Here is an 18229-nt window from a genome sequence, read left to right on the forward strand (position 1 = left end):
CGTTGTACCAGTTTGCGCATAAACGTAAATTGTTTGTGTGGAATTAATAGTTGCGCCATTGGCAAAGGTTGTACCTGTTCCTCCACTTGCTGAATGATACGTGCTTCCTGCTGGTAAAGTTGGTAAAATATAACTTCCACAAACGGTTACGTCTGCTGGGTTTGGTGTGGATGGTATTGCATTAACTATTAACTGAAAAGTTGTTGTGTCATAAAATGTAGGATTTGCATTATCTTCAATTCTTACATAAATTATTTGTGGATTTACAGTATTTACAAATGAATTAAATGGAGATATAGCACCAGAATCTGAATTAGCAGTAGCTTGAGTTAAATGATAAGTTACAGTAAAACTTGAAGCACTTTGCGAACCTAAAACAATAGCCGTTTGTGGCGTAAAATCAAAAGTTCCAAAACCATCATTTGAAGCGTCATCACATTGAGATAAGTTTGGAGGTTGATTTGCATTAACAAGACATTGAACAGGATCAATAGTTAATGTAAATGATTGAATACTATAACAATTGGAACCAGAAGAATCATCAACTCTGATGTAAATTATTTGACCATTTGTACCATTGAATACATTTGGACTAGAAATAGCTGAAGCAAAATCTTCTGCATTTTGAGATGTTAAAAAATAATTAACATCAAAAAGTGATGGTGATAAAGCACCTAATACAACTGGAGTATTTAATGTTAAATTGAATGGACTACTACAAACAATTAGATTATTAGGTGGATTAACTGGTAATGGTGGTTGAAACTCAACAGTAATACAATCTGTAACTGGACATGCTGGACCATAAGGATATGCAGTTGCGCAATAAAGACCAGGTTGTGATATGGTAATAATTGGACCCGTTTCGCCAACAATTAAATTTCCATTCAATGTCCATGAATGAAGCACGGTTATTGGTAAACCAGTATTTATGGTTGTTGTTGTTCCTGCACATGGAGCAAAACCATTAGAAATTAAATAATCATTAGGAAAAGACAAAGGATTTGTATTAAAACTTTGCGCTTGTAAAAAAACCGCAGAATCTAATGAATTATCACCAACATTAGCAATTGCAAGTTTAATATGATATGTCATCCCACATTGTACAATTGCATTTGCAGCAATAACAGTTGTAAAACCATCATATTGAATTGTAGCATTCAAAGCAGGTGTTACTCCGGTTCCATTATTTACATAAAAAGCACAATACTCACAAGGTCCTAAATTTGCACCGCCATTATTTAAATTATTAATTGTAATGGGAACAATAGTAGATGGAATAAGTGCTATGTTTGCAGCACCACCAGTGTAAGGACCAGTTATTCCTGGACCACTTAAGAAGAAACCAAAAACATCATTAAAACCAGTGTTTGTCCATTCTGGATATTCTTCAGAAGCAAATACAAAATTAAAACTCAAATTTTGTCCAATAGGCACAAAATCAAATTCTAAAATAGCTTTATTATTAATTGTATTAGTAGTTAATAATGCTAAATCTGAATCACCAGTTATTGGATTGGCAGTTGCTAACGTTAAACCACCAGCATTATTTGGTCCAATCGCTGCTTGTGCTTGACCGGTAGCGAGAATGATACCACTATCAATTCCTAAGTTGGTAGAAACTCCATTTGTAAAATGTCCGACCTGATCTCTAATAAGTAAAGCATTGGCTGCAGAACCATTAAATTTCACATTCGAAACTGTAATTCCACTACCTAAAAGTACATTTTGAACTAATTGTGCAGGAGTTTGAGTAGTATTATTAACCGATAATTGACTAAATGAAAAATTGAATAGTAAAATTAAAAATAACAGTAAAATTCTTTTCATAATTTATTATGTATTATCAACCAATAATCCTTTAAAACATTAGTCAATGTGTTAATTTATTGTTTAAAACTTCAAATATAGACATTCCAAGAAAATAACTTTGTTAAATTTGTAGAAAATTACTTGTATCATCATGAAAATTAACACCAAAGAAACTCAAAATCCTACAATTTTAAAATTTGAATTCCCAGATTTTATAACTCAAAATGAAAGTTTTGAATATAAAAATATTGATGAAGCCAAAAATTCACCTCTTGCTCAACAATTATTTTACTTACCATTTGTTAAAACAGTTTACATTTCTGGAAATTTTATAGCAATTGAAAGATTCAGTATTGTTGAATGGGCAGATGTAAAAGATGCCGTTGCTGAACAAATAGAAGATTATGTAAAAAACGGAGGAAAAATAATTATAGAAGACGTTTTAAAACCAAAAAAAATTGGATTATCAGTTTATGGAGAAACAACTCCAAATCCAGCAACGCTTAAATTTGTAGTTACAAAAAAACTTACAAAAACAGCTTTAGAATTCAAAAACATTGATGAAACCGCAGCTTCACCACTTGCCAAAGAGTTATTTAAATTTTCGTATGTAAAAGAAATTTTTATTGATGAGAATTATATCTCAATTACAAAATATGATGTAGTATCTTGGGACGAAATCACTCTAGAAATTAGAACATTCATAAAACAATATATAGAAAATGGAGGCACTGTTGTAGATGAATCGCAAATAGTTGAAGATTTAAAACACGAAAAACAACAAATTAAAAATTTTGATTCTCTAGATACAACATCACAACAAATTATAAACATTTTAGAAGAATATGTTAAGCCAGCTGTTGCTGCAGATGGCGGAAATATCCTTTTTGATTCTTATGATGAAAAAGAAAAACGCGTAAAAGTAATCTTACAAGGGTCTTGTAATGGATGTCCGTCATCGACATTTACATTAAAAAGTGGTATCGAAAATATGCTAAAAGACATGTTAAACGACAAAGATATAATTGTTGAAGCGTTAAATGCTTAAAGTTTAATCCAACCAAAAAAACCAAAAACAAATGAAAAAATTCAAAGCAATTTCATCTATAATATTACTTTCACTACTTTTTGCGAATTGCAAGAATGAAGAAAAATCTGTTGATTTCAAAAAACTAACAGACAATTATTTTGATGAAAAAAATGCACTAAATCCATTAGACGCAACATTAAATGGTCAAAATGAATACAACGACCAATTGCAATTAGAAATGACTGATGTTTATCGAAAAAAACAAGCAGTTTTCTTTGAAAAATATCAAACAGAATTATCAAAAATAGATTTTGAAAAACTATCCGAAGAAGAAAAAAATAGCTTCGACATAATAAAATGGGAAGTAGAAATTGGTATAGATTTATTAAAACAAAATGCTAATTTAACACCGATTCATCAATTTTGGGGAACACACCTTACTATGGCACAACTTGCTGGTGGCGAAAGTGCTCAGCCATTTAAAACCGAAAAAGATTATAAAAATTTCATTAAAAGAATGGATTTATATTCAGTTTGGATTGACTCTGCAATGGTTTACATGAAGAAAGGAATAGAAAAAGGCGTTGTTTTACCTAAAGTATTATCTTTAAAACTACTGCCACAATTTGACGATATGATTACAGAAAAAATAGAAGACAATCTATTTTACACCACTATAAAATCAATGCCTTCAACGTTTACAGATGCTCAAAAAGAATCATTAAAAAAAGAATTCACAACAACTATAAACGAAAAACTAATTCCAAAGTTTAAGAAAATGTCTGCGTTTTTAAAATCTGAATACATTCCGGCATCAAGAACAACTAGCGGAATTGGAAGTTTGCCAAACGGAAATGATTTGTATAAAGTTTATGTAAAACAATGGACAACTACAGAAATGACTCCTGAGGAAATTCATGATTTGGGATTAAAAGAAGTGGCGCGATTAAAAACCGAAATGGAAATAATAAAAAATCAAGTTGGTTTTAAAGGACCTTTAAAAGATTTTTTTGACCATGTGAGAAACAAACAAGAATTAAAACCATTTAAAAAACCAGAAGAAGTAATTGCTAATTTCGAAAAGCTATATGAAGTAATTAAACCTAATGTAGACAAACTATTTTCGTTGCAACCAAAAACCAAATTTGAAATTAGAAGAACTGAATCATTTCGTGAAAAAACTGCAAGTGCCGAATATGTTCAAGGCACATCAGATGGTTCTCGTCCTGGAATATTTTATGTACCAATTCCAAATGTAACAGATTATAACTTTTATGCTGACGAAGATTTATTTCTTCATGAAGCAATTCCTGGTCATCATTTTCAAATTTCTTTACAACAAGAAAATCAACAATTACCAGATTTTAGAAAATTCAACTGGTTTGGTGCTTATGGCGAAGGTTGGGCTTTGTATACTGAAAGTTTAGGAAAAGAATTAGGTTTATATAATGATCCATACCAATATTTTGGAATGTTGGGAAGCGAAATGCATCGTGCCATTAGATTGGTTGTAGATACTGGTTTACATTCTAAAGGATGGACAAGAGAACAAGCAATTCAATATTCGTTAGACAATGAAGCAGAAAGTGAATCAAGTATTATTGCAGAAATTGAACGTTATATGGCAATTCCTGGACAAGCATTATCTTATAAAGTTGGGCAATTAAAAATTCTAGAGTTACGCCAAAAAGCCACTTCAGAACTTGGAGCAAAGTTTGACATCAAAAAATTTCATCAAATAGTTTTAGAATCTGGAGTGATGCCACTTGCATTATTAGAAAAAAAAGTTAACAATTGGATAAAATCAAATAAATAATACTCAATTTCATATTAAAAACAAAACTGCAAATTCAAAAATTATCCTGATGTAATTTTTGAATTTGCAGTTCGTTTTTAAACTTTATACGTTTATAGTTTCTTCTATTTTTTTAAAATCTATAGGTTTTCCGTCAACATCATAAAATTGATATCGGTATTTTAATTTTCCATTTAATTCTTCAATATCAACATGCATTTGATAAAAACCATTATTCCATTCTACGATAATATCAAAATAATAATCACCTACACCAAAGCTTGTTGGCAAATTACTAATGTAAATTTGTTTTTTAGATTTTAAATTTAATGTATTAACTTCAATATTATTATAAGCTCCAACATCTTCATTATCATAGGTTCGTCCCATATAATTGTATTCGCTTGGTTTTTTCTTATTTTTACCTTCTTTTGGATCATTATAAATATCCTTTATTGAAAAAATCACATCTTTTAATGAAATTTTACTCACATTCATTAATGAAAACCTCAATTGATGATTATACATCATTCGTTGCCCTTTTTTTCTTGGCTCGGCATCATCTGAAAAATCTGAACCTTCACCCAAATCAGTATCTTTAATTTCAACAATTGGAATATTATGACCTTCTATTTGTGTAATAATATCTTCTTGTTTAAAATCACTTGGTTTATAGTCGGCTTCAATAAATTGTTCTTTAGTTTCCTGAATTTCATCAGTTAAAACTTCAATTTTTTTATTCGCGATTTCAATTTGAGTATCATTTGTATCAATATCATTCGCCTCACTACTTGAGCGATATAAAGAAAAAAGTGCGCCAGTAATTAAAGCAAATCCAATAAATGCCAATATAAGTGCTGTCATAGAAGAATACTTTTTCATTCTAATAAATTGGTTATAGAACAGATTAGGTTATTGCACAAAATTAATGATTAAAAAAAATGTTTTTATAACTATAAAAAATAGTTCTTAACAATGAAATGAACCATTTTTTAAAGCACAAAAAAAGTCTGAAAATTTCATTTCAAACTTTTTTTGTGAAAATAATAGCACTCTACCCAACACGCCGAATACTAGAATTTAGTATCTTAAAAAATCATGAATATGTAAATAAAAATTAAAAACTATGTTAAGCGACAATTTTATAAAAAATAAGAATATTATTAAATTTGTTTTCCATTTAGTCTTTGTTTATTGGTTTAAAAAATTTCAAAACTTTATTAAAAATTTTTTGTATTGGGTTCATTTTTTTTTCAGGGAAAATTTTTTTTGAAACATAATTTGTAGCAAAATTTACAATTGTTTTTAGCAAATCAGTTTTTATTTCTGACGATGAAACTACTTCGCGTAAAGAATTTTTTATAATGTTTACGGGTTTTATACTTTGGTAAGTTTCATAGGTTTGTTCTTTTAGCGATTGCAAATCTATCTTTTGTTTTTCTCTTAACAAAGTGATTTTATTCAACAAACCAACCATTTCATTGCTAGTTTTCATTCCCTTTTTTATTTAAAGTTTTTCTAATAATATAATTGCTAATAGGATTTTTAATTAATGAATCTTGAAATAGCATAAAAAGAAAAGCTAGCAACACATAAAAGCCAGCCATAAAAAAAAATCCATAATAAAATTTTCCAAAATATTCACCTAATAATAATGCCAATCCTATATTTAAAAACAGAAAAAAAAGTATAAAAACAATACCTAAAACTGATTTGACCACTAACGAAGAAATTATATTTGCCGATTTGTAAATAGTATTGTACTTACACAATTCCATAGATGTTTTACTATAAACTTCAAGTTTTTGTAATAGTTTTTCTATTGATAATATACAGTTTTCCATAATTTATTTTTAAATATAATTAAAAACCTGCTTAGTTTAATTTTGATATTTTGCTAAACAGGTTTGTACAAAAAATTAATATTCATTATTTGATGCAACCATTTCGTTAGCATCTTTCAAAATATCTTCATTTTTATTGACAACTTCTTGATACAAATTTTCAAACTTTTCTTTCAAACCGTTTGCATAATCTTTTCCAGTATCAACAATTTTTTTTCTAGTTTGAAAACCTTTATCTGGCGCAAATAAAACTCCAAATAAGGCACCAACAGCAACACCAGCCAAAACCCCTAATACTACTTTACTTGTTTCCATAATTTTAATTTTTTTAATTATAAATTTTTATATAACAAATTTCACTTCTATTGATTATAAATGTCTTATACAATTTCTATAGAAATTTATATTATTTACACTTAAAATAAAAACTGTGTATAATGTAACTTTTATTAATAATTATATAAAATAAATTGTGTTAGAAATTTCCAATTTTATAAGTTGAATTTCTATTTTTTTTCAAATGAAAATTATAAAACATTCTGGTGATATTGTAGATTTTGATAAAAACAAACTCGAAAGATCTCTTTTAAAATCGGGAGCAAACAAATTGATAGTTGATAACGTTTTGTTGGCTATTGAAAAAGAAATATTTGAAGGAATTTCTACAAAAAGCATTTATAAATTAGCGTTTAGTTTATTAAAAAAAGAATCCAATTCTCATGCTGCGAGATACAATTTAAGGACGGCAATCGAATTATTAGGTCCAGCAGGTTTTTTCTTTGAGAAATACATTTCAAGACTTTTTGCATCAGATGGATATCAAACCATAACCAATATGATTTTGCAAGGAAAATGCATTTCGCACGAAATTGATGTAATCATAAAAAAGGACAATATCATTGCAATAATAGAATGTAAGTTTCACGAAAGAAGAGAAACCAACTCAGATGTAAAAGTACCTATGTATATTTTATCTCGTTTTAATGATTTGAAAGACAAACATCATCAAATTTTTACAAATAAAGATGAAATTTCTAAATGTTGGATTATCTCAAATAACCGATTTACATCGGATGCAATTGCGTTTGCAAAATGTTCAGATTTAAATATTTTGAGCTGGGATTATCCTGAAAGCAATAATTTTAGGCATAAAATAGATAACAATCAACTTTATCCTGTTACTTGTTTAACCACATTAACACTTGCAGAAAAAGAAAAATTACTTATACTGAATATTATTTTAGTTAAAGAATTAATCAATAATTCAGAAAGTTTAGAAAAAATAGGATTGAGTGTTAATAAAATTAAAATCGTCTTAAAAGAAGTATCAGAATTGTGCAAATACATTTAGAAATCATGAAAATAAGATTTATAGGCGGAGCTGGAACTGTAACAGGTTCAAAAACATTGATAGAAAGCAATGGCATGAGAATTTTGATAGATTGCGGACAATTTCAAGGTATAAAGCCACTTCGGGAACTCAACTGGGAACCTTTGTCTGTTTTACCATCAACTATAGATTTTGTTCTTCTCACACACGGTCATTTGGATCATTGTGGTTGGCTACCAAGGTTGGTTAATCAAGGTTTTAAAGGTAAAATTTATTGCACTAGTCCAACAAAAGACATCACTAAATTAATACTACTAGATAGTGCTAAAATACAAGAAGAAGATGCCAATAAAGCCAACAAAGATAAGTATTCTAAACACGAAATCGCCGAGCCACTTTATACTGTTGCGCAAGCCGAACAGGTTTTTCCATTTTTTAGAGTTATAAAAATCAATGAAATTATTAATCTAGATGCAGAAATTTCGGCAGTTTATACCAATGCTGGCCATATTATTGGTGCGTGTTTCATCGAATTAACTTTAGAAAATAAAATACTAGTTTTCTCAGGAGATATTGGTCGTGATCATGATGCTTTGGTTTTTCCACCTGTAAAACCTACAAAAGGAGATTATATTTTTTTAGAAAGCACCTACGGAAACCGGTTGCATCCCGATACTGATACAAAATCAGAACTAGAAGTGTACATCAACAATACGGTTCAAAAAGATGGAACTATTATCATTCCGAGTTTTGCAGTTGAGCGCGCACAAACCATTATGTATTTTCTTTGGCAATTGAAAGAAGAAAATAGAATTCCGAATATTCCTTATATTATTGATACACCTATGGGAATTAGTGTGCTTGATATTTTTGCAAACAACAGAAATTGGCACAAACTTCCTGAAGAACAATTTGTGGCAATGTGCAAAATGTTTACAATGATTACAGATTACCAAGAAACTATTGAAACCATTTATAACAAAAGCCCAAAAGTGGTTATCGCTGCCAGCGGAATGATTACTGGTGGTAGGGTTTTGAGTTATTTGGAACAATATATTGGTTTGCCAGAAACAACAATAATTATTATTGGTTTTCAAGCCGAAGGCACTCGTGGTAGAAAATTGTTGGAAGGTGCAAAAGACATTAAAATTCATGGAAAATATTATGCTGTAAAAGCTAATATTCTCAATATTGATAGTTTGTCTGCTCACGCCGATCAAAAAGGATTACTAAATTGGCTTTCTGAATTGAAAACTAAACCCACAAAAGTATTTCTAGTTCACGGAGAAAACCAAGCCGCTGATGAACTTCGCATTAAAATTCAAGAGCAGTATGGATTTGATTGTTGTGTTCCTTTATTAGGACAAGAAGCGGAATTGTAAAAACCACTTTATTTATACAACGGACTAGAAAAATGCTGATTAATAAAACTTTGTCTTTGATAAGCGTTCATTTTATCGGTTTCTTTGACGTGTATTTTTATCTTTACAAAACGATTATCTTCACTCAATTTATTGAATAATTCTGTTTTGGCATTGGTTGGTCCAAACAATAAAACTTTGTCATAATTAATAATTTTTTGTGCAATTTTTTTAAAATAATCCGAATGCATTTGTTGCTCTTTGTGGTGCATAAAGCTTTCGCCTTTGGCTAATTTTTTTTCTTTTTCTTCGTGTGTAAATTTAGATTCGATGGTTTCTATTTCAAAAGGAGTTTCTGAAAATTCCATTAAATGAGCCATTGAATGATCCATCCAAATACCAAGTTTCTTTGTTGATTTCATTTTAATTGATTTTAATTGATTAAATTTTATAATACAAAATTTGTTAAAAAGCAATGCATTATTCTTATATAACTTTTATTAAAGGTTATATAATTACTAGTTGTTAAGTGGTTAAATTGTCTTTTTGTTTTCAAGTTTCAAGTTAATTTCGTTTAGCAATTCAAATTGTTTTTGTTGGGTTTCAAACAAGGTTTTTATTTGTTCTTCGAGTAATAAATCTATTTTTTTATTTAAGCTTCGAATTTGCATTTCGGCTTTTAGATTGATTAAATAATCATTTTCACTCCTTTCTCTATCTTTTTCTTCTTGACGATTTTGACTCATCATAATGATTGGTGCTTGCAAAGCCGCAATACAGGACAAAATCAAATTCATTAAAATAAAAGGATAAGGATCAAATTTGTAAACACCTAATGCTAAAACATTAAAAACTATCCAAATGGTTAATAGAACAAAAAACGATATAATAAATTTCCAACTTCCGCCAAACATTGCCACTTTATCTGAAATTAGTTGTCCTTGTGTCAAATTTTCAATTGGAGGATGTGTAAGGTTATGAATAATAAGTTCCTCATCATCTATAGTTTTTTTGACAATTTGATGTAGTTTATCTAGATGATTTACTTCATCAGATAATAATTTTTCAATACTTTCTTTTTTCATTTTATTGAAGGTGTTTTATATTCATTTTCTATTAATTTGATAAATGTTTTTTTAAATAGTATATCTAATAAAAATTGCGAAAGTTATTAGACTTACTATTTGTCAAATACGAATTATTTTTCAAAATTTGTATTTGTTTTTGGTGTCATAGTTACTTTACATTTTTTGCATTTTTTATGTTTACTTGATACTTTATGGCATTTATGACATTCATACATCATTCCTTCTTTTTTTATCAATTCTACATTGCAATGCTCACATCTACCTGCTTTTTTGGAGGTCATATTACATTTTGGACATTCATAAATACTAGTTTTTTGTTTTGTAGTTTTTTTAGTTTTCTGAACTTGTTCTTGTGAATATCCAATTGTAGTTATTGCTAAGAATACGCTTAGTACGATTAATAATTTTTTCATTTTGATTTCATTTTAGATGTTAATAATTAATTTTTATCTTTTCTGTTCTTCTTTTTTCTGTTCTACTTTTTTCTTCTTTTTAAAATAACCTCTCAATAAAAAGTTGTTTTTGGCTGCTGCTTCTAATTCTTTTAATTCTTTAGAAGCAGTTTCTAAATTTATAATTGTAGAATCAATTGAATTTCCTAATCTTTCATTGCCAATAATTTTAGAAAGTACATTGTTTTCATTATTGATTTTAGTTGTTAGTTTGACTAACTCATTAGAACTGTTTTCTAGATTTAAAAGTGTCGTTTCTAATTTTTCTGCAAATTTTTTATCGGTTAATAATTTTGATAAAAACGAATCATCGTTATTAATTTTGGCAGTAAAAGTGCCAATGTCTTTGGTGCTATTTTGAATATTTGAAATGGCATTTTCAATTTTATTTGCAAATTCATTATCGGTAAATATTTTTGAAACCGCTCCATTTGGGTTGTTAATTTTTGGTGTGAATTCGGCTAATTCTTTAGCGCTAATTTCAAGATTGACTATGGTACTTTCTACACTATTTGCAAAATTTTTATTGGTCATTATTTTTGACAATAATCCTTTTTCATTATTCATTTTGTAACTAAATCTTATAAGTTGTTTTGTAATAATCTCGGCATTATTAGCGCTTTTTTGAACACTTCGCATAATATCCTCAATTTCAATTGAAACATAAGATTCAATAACAGCATTATTTTTTACAACTTTTTTTGAGCTTGTACCAGATGTAATTATCAATACTTTGTCACCAACTAAACCATCTGAGCCAATACTTGCAATTGCATCTGTTTTTATATATTTTTGGACGTCTTTTTTTATAAGCATTTTCACTAGAACTAGTGAATCTGAAATGAAATATATTTTATTTACAGTACCTATAGATATTCCTGACAGACGTACATTGCTTCCTTCTTTCAAACCGCTTACATTTTTAAACTCGGATTTTAAACTAAAATTTGAACCAAATAAATTTCTGTTTATCCCAATGAAATATATAGTAACTATAAATAATACAATTCCAATAATTACAAAGATTCCTAATTTCCAGGTTGAACTATTTTGGTTGTTCATTTTTTAAAGTTTTATGTTAATTAAAATAGTTGTGAAGCCATTGATCACTACTATTTTTAAGTTCGTTATAACTTCCTTCGGCATATATCACACCATCTTTTATAATCATTATTCTATCGCCTGTCGTTTCAGCACAAGCTAAATCGTGCGTAATAATTATTGATGATGTTTTGAATTTTTTTTGAATTTCTACTATTAATTCGTTGATTCCTTTTGACGTTATTGTATCCAAACCCGATGTTGGCTCGTCATATAAAATAATTTCGGGTCTTATGATTATGGCACGAGCTAGACCAACTCTTTTTTTCATTCCTCCCGATAATTCGGATGGCATTTTATCTATTGCTTCTTCAAGACCTACATTTTTTAATGATTCAACAATGGCGTCTTCTACTTGTTTGTCAGATAAAGTTTTGTCATTATGTTCTAATGTAAAAGCTAGATTTTCTCTAACAGTCATTGAATCATATAGTGCACCATTTTGAAAAAGAAACCCAATTTTCATTCTAATTTTATTTAGTTCTTGTTCCTTTAGTTTTGCAACATCTGTTCCTAAAACGTTAATTTCTCCAGCATCAATTTTTGTTAAACCTACCAAACACTTTATAGCTACTGATTTTCCTGAACCAGATCGTCCAAGAATAACTAGATTTTCTCCTTTTTTTACTGTTAGATTTATTCCTTTTAAAACAGCATTTTCCCCAAATGATTTATGAACGTTTTTAAAAGCAATAACTATTTCATCATTGGAATTTGTTATATCTTTACTTATCTCATCTTTTTTGACTATCATGTTTTTTAGAAAAAAAGATCGGTTAATTGAACCGCTATTAAATCAATAATAAAAATAGCTAGTGATGCTGATACTACAGCCGAGTTGGCTGCCTTTCCTACACTTTCGGTTCCACTTTTTGCATTAAATCCTTTAAAACAACCTATCATTCCAATAAAAAAACCAAAGAAGAATGTTTTAATTGTTGCGGGAAAAATGTCTAAAAATTCAATGTTTTTAAATGAATCTGAAAAGTAAAGTGTGATGCTAACATCACTATGCATATTTATACCAATAAATCCGCCAGTAACACCAATAAAATCAGCATAAAAAACTAATATAGGAACCATTAATGTGGTAGCTAATATTCGAGTAACCACCAAATATCTATAGGGATTAATGGCAGCAACTTCCATGGCGTCAATTTGCTCGGTGACTTTCATCGAACCTAGCTCTGCTCCTATTCCCGAAGAAATTTTTCCAGCACAAATTAGGGCGGTTATTACAGGAGCAATTTCTCTTATTAATGATAAAGACACCATTCCTGGAATCCAAGATTCGGCACCAAATCTTGCCATTTCTGGTCGTGCTTGAATGGTAAGTACCAATCCCATTATAAAGCCAGTGATGGTAACCAATGGTAATGATTTGAAACCAATAACATAGCATTGTTTTACAAACTCTTTTAGTTCAAAATTTGGATTAAATATTTCTTTAAAAAATCGCATGGCAAATAATGTTGTGTTTCCTATTTCATCGTATGTTTTTTTAAAATAGATTTCCATTTTGATAGACTGTATTGATTATTAAAAAAAGTTTATTAAAATGTTACATTCTAGAACCAATATTTTCATTTGGCTATATTTATTATTTTTTTTCTTTTCTAAAAACCAACATGGGTACTTTGGAGTTAAAAGACATTTCTATAGAATTATTGATAGAAAATAAACGGTCGAACCAATTGTGGTTTTGTTTTGTAAATAATACTACCAAAGATGGTTTAATGAGCATTACATCTTTTCTAATATGATAGTTTAAGGTGTATTTTGGATTCAATTTTTTGTAATGAAATTGTATATCATCCGATTCATATTTTCGAGCTACATTGCTTAAATTTTCATGCTCAAGTTTTAAATAAGGACTATAATCATAATGTAAAACTTTTACTTTGGCTTTAATAGATTGAGATAACTTTAATACTTTTCTTATTTCGCTTTCTATATTTTCTGTATCCGAAGCATAACAAATTGTAGTGAATTTATTTATTCTATAGTTTCTTGGAATAACAAAAATTGGAATTGGTGATTTTAATATCAATTCTGAAGCAATTGTTCCAAATAGTTTATCTAATATTCCTGAACCTCTAGTACTTAAACAAATATAATTGGCATTAACTTCATTAGCATAGCTCATAATTTGTTTTCCAACACTAAACCCAAATACATTTACTACTTCGCAAATACATTCATAATTTATTGTTGGCAAAGCTATTTCTTTATGGATTCTTGAGATAAATCTTTCTAATTTTTCTTGATTTCTTCTTATTTCGGCACTTTCATAATTTCCATAATAAATGTTATCCCAAACACTAGGTTTGCTCATTATGCTAGTTACATTATAAAAAATTAGTTTGTAATTATTTTGAGATGCCAATTGCATTGCAAACCGAATTGCTCTTTTAGAATTTATAGAAAAATCGGTGGTTACAAGTATCTTGTTCATAACGAAAAGTTTTATATTGTAAATTTCGTTTAGAATGATTTAAAAAATGTTATACAACTTTGAAGATTAGTTATATAATTCCTAGATTTTATTTTCTAAAAGTCTATAAATCAATATAATAACAGCTATGCCGAATATGCTAGTGTAAATCAATTTGTTGTACTTAGCCAGCCAATTTGGTAAAAAAATATCAAAATTATCTTTGGTAGAATTAGAATATTTTCGAGCCATGATGGTTAACGGACAAAACATTTTGAAAATTACTAACACAATACCTTCGGCTATGACCAAGCCAATACATATCCAAACCCATTGATCAATTTTATTGATAATTACTGCATACAATAGATAAAATATTACCACATTAAAGAACAGCCAAATTATGGTGTGAATGCTCTTGATTATAAATAGTTTGTTTTCTTTCATCAGATTTCAATAAGTATTTATAAAAAACAAAAAAATTAGTTACTATTTAGTTATCGAAAATCTCTTTTTCTAACTGACTGTCAAGATGGTATAAATCATTTCTAAAGTTTATTTGTCCTATACTGTCAACCCAAGCGGTAAAATACACTATGTAAATTGGAATATTTGGTTGTAATTGAATGTCTAAAGTTTTGTTTGTCAAAAGAATTGAATCTATTTTTTCTTCGTTCCAATTTTTATCTTTTCGGAGTAGGTATAATGCTAATTTTTTTGGTTCCTCAACACGAATACAACCATGACTAAATGCACGTTGGTTTTCGTTGAAAAGATTTTTAGATGGTGTATCGTGCAAATAAATCCTAAAATCATTTGGAAATACAAACTTTATTTTTCCTAAAGCATTATCTTCTCCGGGTTTTTGTCTTATTGAATAAGGAATACTTTTATTGTATTTTTTCCAATTTATAGATGATGAATTGATGACATTATTTCCAGAAAGCACTTCCATATTGTTACTAGTTAAATAAGAACGATTTCTTTTTAGTTTGGGTAAAATTTCATTTTGAATAATGCTATTGGGCACATTCCAAAAAGGATTTAAAATAATTTGAGAAATATTTCCTTTAAAAATACTAGTCCTTGTTGCAATTTTTCCCACAACTACTTTGGCATCCCAAATTTTCTTATTGTTTTCGAAAACGTGTAACTTGAATTCTGGAATGTTTATTAGTAAGATATTGCTTTCAATCTCATCAGGAAACCATCGCAATCGTTCCATATTGATCATTATTTGTTTGATACGAAAATCGATTGGTTTGTTGAATTCAGCAATTGTAGAAAGTCCTATTTCGCCATTTTCTTTTAGTCCTGTTCGAAGCTGAAAATTGCTAATTGCAATGGCTAAAGTATCTGTAAAAACAATAGTGTTGTCGTTGTTTTTTAAATCTTCTGTTAAAACTAAATATTCTTTAATTTTTAATAAGCAAGAATCACTTTGAGAAACCTTTAATAATTTTTTTGTAGTTACAATAGTTGGAAATCCACCATTTTTTTGAATGTTTCTATAGTATTTTAGTTTTTTTTTAAGTTTTAAATAATATTCGTTTTCTGGTTCCCAAACTCGATAGGTTTTATTTGTAGTGACTAATGAATCAAGGAGAACTTGATAGTTTTTTTTATTTCTAGGGATAAACCAATTGAGGTTGTACGGATTATTAACAATTCCGCCAAACACTTTTTTGGAATATTTGAAAAAAGTAGTGGTAAGTAGTAACTCAAGTTTTTTTACTTGTTTTTCTTTTAGTACAGACTCTGTTTTGTTGGTTTTTATCAGGTTAATTAAGGTGTCTAATTCTTGTGTTTTAAAAGTTTTATCATCAAAATCGACACTGTAATTTTGCAATTGATTTTGAAAACTCGAAATTGCTTGTGTCATTCCGTCTTTATTGAACCAAGCATATTGATAATTGCGATTTTTGTAGTATTGGGTTACTTCATTTATTATTATTTCGTTTTCGAGGTAAGACTTAAAAAAATCGATAATATCAGACTCGGTTAAAACCAATTCGGAATAATTTTGGGTAGAATAAATTCCTGTTTCAGTGAAAGCATCCTCTTGCGTTTTTTTAGAATTATTACACCCTATAATTAATACTAATAAGATAAAGATAAATTTTGATAAGTTTTTCATAAGAAATGATACTTTTATAAATTGTCTATTTTACCCAGTATACAACTCGCATAACTTTTTACCTTTAATAATAATCCGTTTTCTTAGGTTGCTTCTGGATAACCTAACGAGTGGAGTTTGTTTGTGATTTTTTCTCTATCTACATTATCATCATAAATGACATTTACAGTATCTTTTTCGTGGTCGATTTTGACGCTATTTACGCCTTCAATTTTTAGTAATGCTTTTTTGATAGTGGTTTCGCAACCGCCACATTTTAGGTTAGCAATAGTTATTTTTTCTGTTTTCATTATATTTAAATATTTGATTTTAGCTAAAGACTTTTAAATGATTAATCGCCACTTTTCTTAGTAGAAATTCCAAAAATAGAATACACAGGAAAAAAACTAATGTAGCTTGTAATGATAAAAACACTTGCTATTACCAATAAAACAATGGCAGTAATTCCTGTTATTTCTTTATTATAATAAGCGCCAGCAATAAACATTGCTCCAAGAATTCTAAATCCTTTATCTATTGATCCTACATTTGATTTAAGATGTTTCATTTTAGTGATTTATTTGATTTCATAATATTTTATTTTTTTATGGTGAATTCATTTAACCCTAAAATTTTGTTTATTCTGATAATAAATGTGTTATATAAATTTTATAAAAACTTAAATTATTATTATCATTCTAAAATATTGTGAATAATCAATGGATTAACAATTGCTTCATCTTCAATCTCAATTTCTCGGTTTTTGAAAGCGTATTTTGGAAAACTAGAGTAACTATTGTGTAGTTTTCTCACTTTTTTATCAGTTTGTTTATGTGAAGCTCCTTTTTTTCTTTTTGCTATTGTCATTTTCTTAATTTATTAAAAGTTATACTCTATTTATCAATGTTGTTTCCTTAATATTTTTTTTAATAAACACACACCTAAATGTTTTAAAAACCTTGCAGGATACTAATTCTTCATGGTCTTTTTGGACCTTGTAGGTTTTCAGGAAAAACGTGATTCCTCTATTTATTTAATTATAATGTTTTTCCTTTGATTTTTTCTTGTTTTGCTTTTTAACCAACTTTTTTCTATGGTTAATCTTGACATTAAATAACTTATGGTAGATTCTGCGCCTTGATTTAAATTGATGTATGTGTCTTCCAAACCATCATAGCAACCGCCAGTACAAGGATTGTAAATAATTTGATGCAAATGGTTGTTTCCTAAAAACCAACTAAAGGCAATTTTCATTTTCTGTTTGTACTCTTCATCTTTAAAAACGGTATAAAATTCGTTTAAGGCAAGAATTGTATAGGCAACATCTATAGGTTGTTCTCCTCCAATTTTATTAGGATCTGTTTCTTCTCCATTATACAGCCAACCCTTGTTTGAAACTACATTTATTTTTTTGTTCTTAAATATTTTTGACATTAAAAAATCAAATGATATTTGGGCAATCGTTTTATATTTTGTTTCTCCTGTTGCTAGCCAAGCAAATAGCAATGCTTCTGGCAAAACACTATTGGCATAAGTTAAATAACTTTCAAACCATTGCCAATTTTTGTCTTCTTCGTGCTTGTACATTTGAACCATTCTATCGGCGAGTTCCTTTATAATAAATACATTTTCTGGCGTTTTGTTTTTTAAATTATAATAATAAACTCCTTTAATTGTAAATGCCATTGCTCTTGTTGAATGTATTTTGGAAACATTTAAAAAGGAATTTTTTATTAATTTTTTGGCTTTTTCAACCAATTCTGTTGGCAATAAATCAGCTATAGAAAGTAAGTATCCTAAAGCCCAAATAGCTCTTCCGTTAGAATCTTCTAAATTGGTTTGATAATTTTGATTGGTAAATTCTTT

21 protein-coding genes and 1 pseudogene are annotated in these 18229 nt (G+C 28.5%); 4 read left to right on the forward strand and 18 right to left on the reverse strand.

Translation table 11 applies throughout. From position 1 onward, the window contains the following. Positions 1-1830, reverse strand: a 1830-nt coding sequence (locus ACH2BO_RS06710) for a choice-of-anchor L domain-containing protein (RefSeq protein WP_395043982.1), incomplete at its 3' end; no start/stop codon positions are given. A gap of 130 nt (positions 1831-1960) precedes the next feature. Between ACH2BO_RS06710 and ACH2BO_RS06715 the strand changes: the two genes are divergently transcribed. Continuing rightward, entirely contained in the window at positions 1961-2860 is a 900-nt protein-coding gene (locus tag ACH2BO_RS06715) for a NifU family protein (RefSeq protein WP_395044002.1), read from the forward strand. 31 nt (positions 2861-2891) lie between these two features. Beyond that, positions 2892-4658 carry a DUF885 domain-containing protein gene (locus ACH2BO_RS06720; protein ID WP_395043983.1) on the forward strand — a complete coding sequence of 589 codons (1767 nt, stop codon included), beginning with the start codon at positions 2892-2894 and terminating at the stop codon, positions 4656-4658. An 84-nt stretch (positions 4659-4742) separates the two neighbouring features. Here the strand turns inward: ACH2BO_RS06720 and ACH2BO_RS06725 are convergent, their stop codons facing one another. The 4 genes from ACH2BO_RS06725 to ACH2BO_RS06740 all read right to left on the reverse strand — a co-directional run bounded on the left by ACH2BO_RS06725 (position 4743) and on the right by ACH2BO_RS06740 (position 6796). Then, positions 4743-5519, reverse strand: a complete 777-nt coding sequence (locus tag ACH2BO_RS06725) for a hypothetical protein (protein WP_395043984.1) — start codon at positions 5517-5519, stop codon at positions 4743-4745. 298 nt (positions 5520-5817) lie between these two features. Continuing rightward, complete coding sequence (locus ACH2BO_RS06730) at positions 5818-6132, reverse strand: hypothetical protein (RefSeq protein ID WP_395043985.1); 315 nt, start codon at positions 6130-6132, stop codon at positions 5818-5820. Then, positions 6122-6481 carry a hypothetical protein gene (locus tag ACH2BO_RS06735; RefSeq protein WP_395043986.1) on the reverse strand — a complete coding sequence of 120 codons (360 nt, stop codon included), beginning with the start codon at positions 6479-6481 and terminating at the stop codon, positions 6122-6124. Before ACH2BO_RS06735 ends, ACH2BO_RS06730 begins: the two co-directional genes overlap by 11 nt. A gap of 75 nt (positions 6482-6556) precedes the next feature. Further along, on the reverse strand, positions 6557-6796 hold the full coding sequence (locus ACH2BO_RS06740) for a YtxH domain-containing protein (RefSeq protein ID WP_395043987.1): 240 nt from the start codon (positions 6794-6796) through the stop codon (positions 6557-6559). Between the two features lie 205 nt (positions 6797-7001). Here ACH2BO_RS06740 and ACH2BO_RS06745 point away from each other — a divergent pair, with 205 nt between their 5' ends. Further along, positions 7002-7832 carry a restriction endonuclease gene (locus tag ACH2BO_RS06745; protein WP_395043988.1) on the forward strand — a complete coding sequence of 277 codons (831 nt, stop codon included), beginning with the start codon at positions 7002-7004 and terminating at the stop codon, positions 7830-7832. Between the two features lie 5 nt (positions 7833-7837). Continuing rightward, positions 7838-9193 (forward strand): MBL fold metallo-hydrolase RNA specificity domain-containing protein, encoded by a 1356-nt coding sequence (locus ACH2BO_RS06750; protein ID WP_395043989.1) that lies wholly within the window; start codon positions 7838-7840, stop codon positions 9191-9193. A gap of 8 nt (positions 9194-9201) precedes the next feature. On the opposite strand, the gene ACH2BO_RS06755 is transcribed toward ACH2BO_RS06750, so the two are convergent. From ACH2BO_RS06755 to ACH2BO_RS06815, 13 genes and pseudogenes are all read right to left on the reverse strand, one after another. Next, positions 9202-9594: a hypothetical protein gene (locus tag ACH2BO_RS06755; protein WP_395043990.1), complete on the reverse strand. Its 393-nt coding sequence runs from the start codon at positions 9592-9594 to the stop codon at positions 9202-9204. 111 nt (positions 9595-9705) lie between these two features. After that, complete coding sequence (locus ACH2BO_RS06760) at positions 9706-10257, reverse strand: DUF1003 domain-containing protein (protein ID WP_395043991.1); 552 nt, start codon at positions 10255-10257, stop codon at positions 9706-9708. Between the two features lie 113 nt (positions 10258-10370). Continuing rightward, positions 10371-10673 (reverse strand): hypothetical protein, encoded by a 303-nt coding sequence (locus ACH2BO_RS06765; RefSeq protein WP_395043992.1) that lies wholly within the window; start codon positions 10671-10673, stop codon positions 10371-10373. Between the two features lie 33 nt (positions 10674-10706). Next, complete coding sequence (locus tag ACH2BO_RS06770; RefSeq protein WP_395043993.1) at positions 10707-11774, reverse strand: MlaD family protein; 1068 nt, start codon at positions 11772-11774, stop codon at positions 10707-10709. Positions 11775-11790: 16 nt separating this feature from the next. After that, positions 11791-12567, reverse strand: a complete 777-nt coding sequence (locus ACH2BO_RS06775; protein WP_395043994.1) for an ABC transporter ATP-binding protein — start codon at positions 12565-12567, stop codon at positions 11791-11793. A 5-nt stretch (positions 12568-12572) separates the two neighbouring features. Further along, entirely contained in the window at positions 12573-13331 is a 759-nt protein-coding gene (locus ACH2BO_RS06780; protein WP_395043995.1) for an MlaE family ABC transporter permease, read from the reverse strand. Positions 13332-13413: 82 nt separating this feature from the next. Then, the gene (locus tag ACH2BO_RS06785; RefSeq protein WP_395043996.1) at positions 13414-14268 is read right to left on the reverse strand and encodes a universal stress protein; all 855 of its coding nucleotides are present in this window, start codon (positions 14266-14268) and stop codon (positions 13414-13416) included. An 81-nt stretch (positions 14269-14349) separates the two neighbouring features. Beyond that, entirely contained in the window at positions 14350-14694 is a 345-nt protein-coding gene (locus ACH2BO_RS06790; RefSeq protein WP_395043997.1) for a hypothetical protein, read from the reverse strand. Between the two features lie 46 nt (positions 14695-14740). Next, positions 14741-16384, reverse strand: coding sequence for a murein L,D-transpeptidase (locus tag ACH2BO_RS06795; protein WP_395043998.1), 1644 nt, complete (start codon positions 16382-16384; stop codon positions 14741-14743). A gap of 83 nt (positions 16385-16467) precedes the next feature. Further along, entirely contained in the window at positions 16468-16674 is a 207-nt protein-coding gene (locus ACH2BO_RS06800) for a heavy-metal-associated domain-containing protein (protein WP_395043999.1), read from the reverse strand. Between the two features lie 41 nt (positions 16675-16715). After that, complete coding sequence (locus ACH2BO_RS06805; RefSeq protein ID WP_395044000.1) at positions 16716-16931, reverse strand: DUF2892 domain-containing protein; 216 nt, start codon at positions 16929-16931, stop codon at positions 16716-16718. 125 nt (positions 16932-17056) lie between these two features. Then, positions 17057-17230 (reverse strand): hypothetical protein, encoded by a 174-nt coding sequence (locus ACH2BO_RS06810; protein ID WP_395044001.1) that lies wholly within the window; start codon positions 17228-17230, stop codon positions 17057-17059. 162 nt (positions 17231-17392) lie between these two features. After that, positions 17393-18229, reverse strand: a pseudogene (locus ACH2BO_RS06815) (mannosyltransferase); the annotation flags it as partial.

It is taken from the genome of Flavobacterium sp. (assembly GCF_043773265.1).
Lineage (GTDB): Bacteria > Bacteroidota > Bacteroidia > Flavobacteriales > Flavobacteriaceae > Flavobacterium.

Bases quoted from the DNA above. Each gene is read 5' to 3' on its own strand.
- ACH2BO_RS06720 (WP_395043983.1), top strand. From the start codon at position 2,892: ATGAAAAAATTCAAAGCAATTTCATCTATAATATTACTTTCACTACTT.
- ACH2BO_RS06725 (WP_395043984.1), bottom strand. From the start codon at position 5,519: ATGAAAAAGTATTCTTCTATGACAGCACTTATATTGGCATTTATTGGA.
- ACH2BO_RS06730 (WP_395043985.1), bottom strand. From the start codon at position 6,132: ATGAAAACTAGCAATGAAATGGTTGGTTTGTTGAATAAAATCACTTTG.
- ACH2BO_RS06735 (WP_395043986.1), bottom strand. From the start codon at position 6,481: ATGGAAAACTGTATATTATCAATAGAAAAACTATTACAAAAACTTGAA.
- ACH2BO_RS06740 (WP_395043987.1), bottom strand. From the start codon at position 6,796: ATGGAAACAAGTAAAGTAGTATTAGGGGTTTTGGCTGGTGTTGCTGTT.
- ACH2BO_RS06745 (WP_395043988.1), top strand. From the start codon at position 7,002: ATGAAAATTATAAAACATTCTGGTGATATTGTAGATTTTGATAAAAAC.
- ACH2BO_RS06750 (WP_395043989.1), top strand. From the start codon at position 7,838: ATGAAAATAAGATTTATAGGCGGAGCTGGAACTGTAACAGGTTCAAAA.
- ACH2BO_RS06755 (WP_395043990.1), bottom strand. From the start codon at position 9,594: ATGAAATCAACAAAGAAACTTGGTATTTGGATGGATCATTCAATGGCT.
- ACH2BO_RS06760 (WP_395043991.1), bottom strand. From the start codon at position 10,257: ATGAAAAAAGAAAGTATTGAAAAATTATTATCTGATGAAGTAAATCAT.
- ACH2BO_RS06765 (WP_395043992.1), bottom strand. From the start codon at position 10,673: ATGAAAAAATTATTAATCGTACTAAGCGTATTCTTAGCAATAACTACA.
- ACH2BO_RS06770 (WP_395043993.1), bottom strand. From the start codon at position 11,774: ATGAACAACCAAAATAGTTCAACCTGGAAATTAGGAATCTTTGTAATT.
- ACH2BO_RS06775 (WP_395043994.1), bottom strand. From the start codon at position 12,567: ATGATAGTCAAAAAAGATGAGATAAGTAAAGATATAACAAATTCCAAT.
- ACH2BO_RS06780 (WP_395043995.1), bottom strand. From the start codon at position 13,331: ATGGAAATCTATTTTAAAAAAACATACGATGAAATAGGAAACACAACA.
- ACH2BO_RS06785 (WP_395043996.1), bottom strand. From the start codon at position 14,268: ATGAACAAGATACTTGTAACCACCGATTTTTCTATAAATTCTAAAAGA.
- ACH2BO_RS06790 (WP_395043997.1), bottom strand. From the start codon at position 14,694: ATGAAAGAAAACAAACTATTTATAATCAAGAGCATTCACACCATAATT.
- ACH2BO_RS06795 (WP_395043998.1), bottom strand. From the start codon at position 16,384: ATGAAAAACTTATCAAAATTTATCTTTATCTTATTAGTATTAATTATA.
- ACH2BO_RS06800 (WP_395043999.1), bottom strand. From the start codon at position 16,674: ATGAAAACAGAAAAAATAACTATTGCTAACCTAAAATGTGGCGGTTGC.
- ACH2BO_RS06805 (WP_395044000.1), bottom strand. From the start codon at position 16,931: ATGAAACATCTTAAATCAAATGTAGGATCAATAGATAAAGGATTTAGA.
- ACH2BO_RS06810 (WP_395044001.1), bottom strand. From the start codon at position 17,230: ATGACAATAGCAAAAAGAAAAAAAGGAGCTTCACATAAACAAACTGAT.